Here is a 6,334-nt window from a genome sequence, read left to right as displayed (position 1 = left end):
GAGCGCGACCGGGAACGTAAAGTGACTGTGCGCGATATCCCGCACACCGAGGACGTCACGGGGCGAGTCGATACGAACCGTTTATCGGTGGCCGCGGCGGCTACTCAGCGCGACCGTAACCCTGAGCCGCCCGACGATGATGACCCGCCCGATGCGGGGACCCCGGTCGTGCGCCGCCTGGTGACCCGCCCGCCCAAGGAGCCGTCGTGACGATCAGCGCCGACGACGAGTTCAACAACCTCGGTGATGCCGAGAAAGTTAAATTCAGCCAAAACGAAACCGCCGCAACGCTGTCACGGCTCGATAAGCTACTTAACGAGCTCGACGGCTTACGCGCCGGCATCGATGACCCCGAGGGCCTGGTGTCGCTCACTCTGGGTTTCGATGGGCGCCTGCTCGAGGTGCGGATCGCTGACGCGATCGGCAACGTGATGACGAATCTGCAGCTGGAGAAGAAACTCAACGGCCTTTTCGCTGCGGGAAACAAGGGTGTCGACGAGATGCGCGGCGAAATCCTCTAACCGCAGAGCACCTGACTGCCTGCATCTCTAGCCGCGGCTATCAACCGTCCGCAACCTGTTTATCTGTAGATCGATTAGGGGTGTACTTGACTGTCGCTGACGGTGGGTATTGGTGCGGTGCACACCGTGAGGGACCAGTCTATCTGTAGAGCTGTACTTGACGATATTCGGGTGCACCGCGCCCGCTGCCCGATCCGCGTGCATTTGAGAGTTTCACGGTGCTGGCTGACGTTAGTTCGTGGTGTGGAGTTTGCGCGGATCGCCGTAGGCAATGTTGCTCAGTCGGTCGGGTGTTAGGGACGCATCATTCCGCCGCCCATCATTCCGCCGCCCATCATGGGGCCCATCATGGCGGGCATGCCGTCGGTGACAAAGCCGGTGACTTCTTGTGCGTGGGCGCGGATGGCGTCGGTGAGGGCGGGATCAGTGGCGGTTTCGGTTACGGCAACACCGTTGGGGGTCAGGGTGATTCGGCGTTGGTAGTCGGATGCTCGGCGGAATAGGGTGGGCAGGCTGTCGCTCATGCAGGTCACTTCTGCGCCCTGGTTGAGGTGGTCATACATCGAGGACACGTGGGCATGCAGTTGCGCGACGAGATCGGGCGCGTCGGATTCGGTGGTGGTGCGGATCCCGCCGGGAATGTTCTCGACGGTACGACGCAGTTCGGTGTGGCGGGCGAACATGGTCATATAGCGGCTCATATCGGTGCCCGAGATACCACCCATCATCCCGGGACCGTCGGCTCGGCCGGCGGGCATCCGAATAGTGGTGGTGCGCAGAAGGTATGCCAGTGCGGCCACGGCGCCGGCCGCACTGAGGACGGCGAGTGCGGTGCGTCTGGGTATTTCGGTCATGTGCGGCTTCTTTCATGATGGTGTCCTGCTCGGAATCACCGCCGCCGGGCAGGTCAGGTCGTGGCGGTTTTGCGGGCGACGACGCGTTCGACGAGCCCGAGGGCGAACCGCTCGACGCGGTCGATATCGAGGTTGTCGGCGGCGCGCAGATGATTGAGGGGTCGGCGCAGGAAGTGTTCGCCGCCCAGCGGCACGGTGAACAGTTCCAGCAACCGCTGTACCGCCCGCACCGCGGCAGCGGTGCTGCGGACGTGATCGACCAGGATGAGCCGTCCGCCGGGGCGCAGCACCCGGGCCATCTCGGTGAGCGCCCGGGTGTGGTCGGGAATGGCGCACAGCCCGAACGTGCACACGACGGTGTCGAAGCTGGCGTCGTCGAACGGCAATCGGTGGGCGTCGGCCCGTTGCAGGATGGCGGTATGGCCGAGGTCGGCGGCGCGGCCGCGGGCGAGTTCAAGCATCTGTTCGCTCCAGTCGATGCCGGTCAGCCTGACAGTCTCTGGGTAGAAGGGCAGGTTGAGGCCGGTCCCGATGGCGACCTCTAGGACTTCGCCGGTGGCTTGGCTGCAGACCCACTGGCGGGAATCGCCGAACAGGTGGCGGTCGAAGAACCCGATCTCACGGTCATAGTTGCGGGATTTTTTGTCCCAATACCGGTTCCAGCGGGCGCTGCGGTCATTTGATGTGGCCATGAGTTCACCTCGCGTCGCCGGTCAGACGTTGCGGTGCGTCCGATGTGGGCAACCAACCGGCCGACAGTCTCACAGTAGTCGCGCAGGCCTGGCCGTGGGTGTCGTTCAGGTCGGGCTCCTCGACCACGCGGACCTCGGCTTCGATCGCGGCCAGCACCACCGTCTATGCGGCCATGGCGAGCGGGTTGGGTCATCGCGGTGATGCCGGTGGCGCGGCACTGGGCATCGGGGTGAATCCTACTGTCGGAGTGCAGATGTGGCTGACTATCGGGTGTTGCACGTTGCCGACGAGGAAGGCCCGGCAGCTGGCTGCCTAATCTCTGAGTGCCTTGTCGAGCGCTGTGGTCACGTCCTCGTAGCTTCTGGGCTGGAACCGGGTGCCGTTGAGGAAAAAGGTCGGGGTACCCTTGCGGTACATCGCCTCCAATTGCCCCTGCTGGGCGGCCGCTTCCACGGCACGTGCGGCCCGCTCAGAGTTGTAGTGCGCTTGCAGCTGGAAGTAGCGGATGACGAAATCACCCGGTCCCCGTATTCGGCCCTCAGCTGTTCGATCACGGGATACAGGGCACCGCAGCCTTCGCATTCGAAGTCGAGAAACTCCACGAAGGTCACGTCACTGCCGGGTGCCGAATTCAGCCGGTGACTGTTCTCGCGCACCACCCGGCCCACCTCGCTGCCTTCCGGCCGCGCTTGGGTGGTAGCCCCGCGATCGCGCACCGACAGGTAGACCAGCACACCGATCGCCAACGCGGCAATGACAACCGCGGTGAGCTTAGGCACCTCTTTTCTGGGCGTGGATGATCTGGAACGGCGCGGCCCAGCTGCGCGCGGGCTGGTGGGCGGTGATGGTCAGGCCGTGCGCGGTGAAGGTGTCGGCGAGCCCGCTGCCCACGACGTCGCGGGCATAGGGCCGTTCAGCCAGCCGCAGGTAGATGCCGTAGACCCACCGCGCGGCCGGTGGTGGATCGAGGTCGATGGCGATGACCTGCCCACCAGCGCGCAGCACGCGCAGGGTTTCCTCGACCGCCCGGTGGCGGGTATCGGTGGGGAGTTCGTGCCAGCCGAACACGCTCATCGCCACGTCGAACGTACCGTCCTGGAACGGCAGGGCCGCAGCATCACCTTCACGCAGCGCCACATTGGTGATCCCGGCGCGGTGCAGTCGGGACCGGCCGACGGCCAGCATTTCCGGGGAGAGGTCGAGAGAATCGATGGTGGCAGTGGGCAGGCGTTTGGCTAGCAGGCGGGCGGCATAGCCGGTGCCGCCGCACAGTTCGAGCACCCGCTGGGGATGTTGGTCGGCGACCAGGCGGGCCAGCCGGTCATGCGGCCGGCCGGGGATGAACCGGTTGCCGGCTTCGAACACAGGCCCGGCGAGAGCGAATTTGAGCCGGTTGCGGCTCCAGTGACGGCTCATCGGTGGTGCCTTTCGCTGGCGGCGATCGGGGGTTGCTGCAGTGTGGAAATGCTTGGGGTGGTGGTGAATCGGTGGGCGCAGTCGGTCGAGCAGAACCACCAATCCCGGCCATTGCGGTGGTGGTGGGCCGCGGCGGTGGCCGGGTCGATGCGCATGCCGCAGACCGGGTCGCGCGGATAGTGTGCGGCGGCCAGTGCGATCGTGTGCAGTGGGATCGGGGTGGTGATATTGCGCAACCGCGGTGCGCCCATGGCAGTGGTGGGTAGCCCGAACTCGCCGGCGGCGTCGATGATCTGGTCGGTCAGTACCGCCTGCCCGGCGCCGGCCAGGGCGGTGATCCGGGCGGCGATGTTGACCGCATGCCCGAATAAATCCCCGTCGCGGGCAATCGCGGGGCCGTGATGGATGCCGGCCCGTATCGGCAGAAATCCGTCTTCACTAGCCACCCGGTCGGCCAGCTCGGTGATCGTGGCCATCATCTGGGTGGGAGTGTCGGCGGCCAGCATGGCCGCGTCCCCGATCGTCTTCACCAGCCTGGTGCCCGGTTGTAGGGCGCTGTGGGCGAGTTCGGCCAGTCGCGCGGCCAACTGGGCGGCCTCGCGGTCCCCGCAGGCCTCGGTGAGCACGCTCTAGCCGGCCAGGTCGACGAACGCCACCGTCACCTCCACGGTGTCGAAGTCAGTTGTCGTGTCGGGCAGCATCATTGGCCTCACGTCGTGAGTTGGAGCGGGTGCGGCCCAGATGCGGCAGGAAGCGGCCCACCGTGGCGGTGTAATCGGTGTAGGCGCGGCCGTGGACGCGGCGCAGGTAAGGCTCCTCGGCCCGGCGCACCTGCAGCTCGATCCCCGCCACCGCGACCAGGAGGCCGACGACCGCAACGGGGTTGGGGACCATCAGGGCCAGCCCGGTCAAGGTGAGCAGCAGCGCGGTAAAGATCGGGTTACGCACTATCGCGAACGGGCCACCGGTGACCAGGGCGGTGGTCTCGGTCTCGTCGACCCCGATCCGCCACGACGCCCCCAACCCGAGTTGCGCGAACAGAGTCAGGGTGATCCCGGCGACCGCCACTACCATCCCGACCACCTGCACCCACGGCCGGTCGACGATATCCAGTGCCGGCAGACCGGCCAGGGCCGCCGCCGGGGCGGCGATCCCGACCAGCAGATACCCCACGTCGGCGAGGACCAGAGCCCACCACTCCAGAGTTCCGTCGGGACGCCAGGTGCGTCGGTTGCCACTGTCGCCGGTTTGGTGCAGTTGGATGCGCCGGCGACCCGCGCCGATCACCACCATCATCGAAGCAAACAGGACCAGGACCGCGACGGCCATCATTGCTCACCGCCGGTGGGTAGCGGCTTGGCGGCCACGCCGAGTAGGTAGTCGCCCTGGATGCGGGTCAGTGAACCCAGGACGACGAGCCCGTGGTGGGCGAGTTCATCGAGGAATTGCTCGGCGCTGAACCGGTCTACGGTCGGGTGGTCGAACAGCCGCTTGTAGGTGGGCCGGGCGAGGGCGTGGGCGGTGACTTCGTCGAAGTAGAACCGCCGTCCCGGCGCAAGTACTCGCGCGACTTCGGCGACTGCCTTCCGCCAGTCGGGAATGTGGTGGACGATTCCGAAGTCGAACACCGCCCCATAACTGCCGCCGCCGGCATTGAGTGCTGTGGACAGGTCGGTCGCGCTGCCCTGGACCAACCGAACCCGGTCGCCGTAGGCGGTCAGACGCCGACCGGCCCGTCGGATCATCGCCGGGTCGAGGTCCACGGCCTCCACGGTGGCAGCGCCGAATCGCTCCAGTATCAGCTGCGATCCGTATCCAGATCCGCACCCGATTTCGAGGGCTCTGCTGTCCGGGGGCAGCCGGCCGCCGAACCGCAGCAGTACCGGCACCTCGTGTGGCGTTGCAACCACCGCCGCGGCGGCGAGTTGATCAGGGCCGTCTCCGTCCGATTCATCAACACCGCAAACCCCTTCCCACCCAGTCGGCAATCGCCACGGGTATCAACACCAACGGACGACATCGGTGGCATCGCCTGTTAGCGATCTATGCTTGACGCTATCATCGTCGTATGACGATTAATAGGTCTGGCGGTGATCTCACCGTTGACCCGCGCTGGGGCGGGGCGGCGCTGCTGCGTCCGGGGGTGCTGGCCTTCACCGGGTCGATCGGCACCACCGATACCCATGTCCATCACGCGGTACAGGTCATGACCGCCACAACGGCTTTCGCGGTGCTCGACGAGCACGGCGCTCGACACTGCGGGACGAGCGTGGTCGTGCCCGCCGATGCACCGCACCGGATCGAGGTCGGCGCCGAGGAAGGCACGGTGGTGTTCCTGGAGCCGGAATCCGCGCCGGGCCGATCCGCGCATCTGCGTGCGGTCCGCTCCGGATGGGCCGTCACCACCGCCCTCACCCACGCCCAGCGACGACCGCTTGCTGTCGTGGTTGACAATGTGGTCGCGCACCTGGCGTCCGCCGGGGCAGGCGAGGTCGCGCCGCGCCACCGGGCGGTCGATGACGCGTTGGAGTTGCTGCCCGACCTTGTGGCGGCAGGCCCGGTCAGCGGTACGGAACTCGCTGCGCAGGTGGGTATCTCGGCGAGTCGGCTGACGCATCTGTTCACCGAACAGGTGGGCATCCCGCTGCGCCGGTACGTGTTGTGGTCGCGTTTGCAGATCGCGATCACCCGGGTGCAGGCCGGTGACGACCTGACCGGTGCTGCGCACGGTGCGGGGTTCGCCGACAGCGCGCATCTCACCCGCACCACCCGCGACATGTTCGGCCTGGCGCCTTCGGTGCTGAGCCGGCACGTGTCCTGGGACCTTCCCACCAGCGGTTAGCCGAATCA

General features: G+C 66.5%; 8 protein-coding genes and 2 pseudogenes. 3 read left to right on the top strand and 7 right to left on the bottom strand.

Annotated elements, in window-relative coordinates:
• Both AC5Y5O_RS28235 and AC5Y5O_RS28230 read left to right on the top strand, forming a co-directional pair.
• A pseudogene (locus tag AC5Y5O_RS28235) lies at nt 1-210 on the top strand (PPE domain-containing protein); the annotation flags it as partial.
• The gene (locus AC5Y5O_RS28230) at nt 207-521 is read left to right on the top strand and encodes a hypothetical protein (protein ID WP_330981157.1); all 315 of its coding nucleotides are present in this window, start codon (nt 207-209) and stop codon (nt 519-521) included. The pseudogene AC5Y5O_RS28235 and the gene AC5Y5O_RS28230, both read left to right, overlap by 4 nt.
• Before the next feature lie 293 nt (nt 522-814).
• Here the strand turns inward: AC5Y5O_RS28230 and AC5Y5O_RS28225 are convergent, their stop codons facing one another.
• The 7 genes and pseudogenes from AC5Y5O_RS28225 to AC5Y5O_RS28195 all read right to left on the bottom strand — a co-directional run bounded on the left by AC5Y5O_RS28225 (nt 815) and on the right by AC5Y5O_RS28195 (nt 5,394).
• Nucleotides 815-1,375 (bottom strand): hypothetical protein, encoded by a 561-nt coding sequence (locus AC5Y5O_RS28225; RefSeq protein ID WP_330981158.1) that lies wholly within the window; start codon nt 1,373-1,375, stop codon nt 815-817.
• Nucleotides 1,376-1,428: 53 nt separating this feature from the next.
• Complete coding sequence (locus AC5Y5O_RS28220; protein WP_330981159.1) at nt 1,429-2,067, bottom strand: class I SAM-dependent methyltransferase; 639 nt, start codon at nt 2,065-2,067, stop codon at nt 1,429-1,431.
• Nucleotides 2,068-2,380: 313 nt separating this feature from the next.
• Nucleotides 2,381-2,847 (bottom strand): annotated as a pseudogene (locus AC5Y5O_RS28215) (DsbA family protein).
• On the bottom strand, nt 2,840-3,484 hold the full coding sequence (locus AC5Y5O_RS28210) for a class I SAM-dependent methyltransferase (RefSeq protein ID WP_330981160.1): 645 nt from the start codon (nt 3,482-3,484) through the stop codon (nt 2,840-2,842). Before AC5Y5O_RS28210 ends, AC5Y5O_RS28215 begins: the two are co-directional and overlap by 8 nt.
• Nucleotides 3,481-4,110 carry a YHS domain-containing protein gene (locus tag AC5Y5O_RS28205; RefSeq protein WP_330981161.1) on the bottom strand — a complete coding sequence of 210 codons (630 nt, stop codon included), beginning with the start codon at nt 4,108-4,110 and terminating at the stop codon, nt 3,481-3,483. The genes AC5Y5O_RS28210 and AC5Y5O_RS28205 overlap by 4 nt, the downstream gene beginning before the upstream one ends.
• 52 nt (nt 4,111-4,162) lie before the next feature.
• Nucleotides 4,163-4,813, bottom strand: coding sequence for a methyltransferase family protein (locus AC5Y5O_RS28200; protein WP_330981162.1), 651 nt, complete (start codon nt 4,811-4,813; stop codon nt 4,163-4,165).
• On the bottom strand, nt 4,813-5,394 hold the full coding sequence (locus AC5Y5O_RS28195) for a class I SAM-dependent methyltransferase (RefSeq protein ID WP_330981163.1): 582 nt from the start codon (nt 5,392-5,394) through the stop codon (nt 4,813-4,815). Before AC5Y5O_RS28195 ends, AC5Y5O_RS28200 begins: the two co-directional genes overlap by 1 nt.
• Nucleotides 5,395-5,552: 158 nt before the next feature.
• Here AC5Y5O_RS28195 and AC5Y5O_RS28190 point away from each other — a divergent pair, with 158 nt between their 5' ends.
• Nucleotides 5,553-6,326 carry a helix-turn-helix domain-containing protein gene (locus AC5Y5O_RS28190; protein WP_330981164.1) on the top strand — a complete coding sequence of 258 codons (774 nt, stop codon included), beginning with the start codon at nt 5,553-5,555 and terminating at the stop codon, nt 6,324-6,326.
• The last annotated feature ends 8 nt before the right edge of the window (nt 6,327-6,334 follow it).

The organism is Mycobacterium sp. NGS40 (genome assembly GCF_059812735.1).
The sequence above is the reverse complement of the archived record's forward strand: the minus strand, read 5'-3'. Positions and strand labels throughout refer to the sequence as shown.

Coding starts and splice junctions, on each gene's coding strand:
- AC5Y5O_RS28225 (WP_330981158.1), bottom strand. CDS start 1,375: ATGACCGAAATACCCAGACGCACCGCACTCGCCGTCCTCAGTGCGGCC.
- AC5Y5O_RS28220 (WP_330981159.1), bottom strand. CDS start 2,067: ATGGCCACATCAAATGACCGCAGCGCCCGCTGGAACCGGTATTGGGAC.
- AC5Y5O_RS28210 (WP_330981160.1), bottom strand. CDS start 3,484: ATGAGCCGTCACTGGAGCCGCAACCGGCTCAAATTCGCTCTCGCCGGG.
- AC5Y5O_RS28200 (WP_330981162.1), bottom strand. CDS start 4,813: ATGGCCGTCGCGGTCCTGGTCCTGTTTGCTTCGATGATGGTGGTGATC.
- AC5Y5O_RS28190 (WP_330981164.1), top strand. CDS start 5,553: ATGACGATTAATAGGTCTGGCGGTGATCTCACCGTTGACCCGCGCTGG.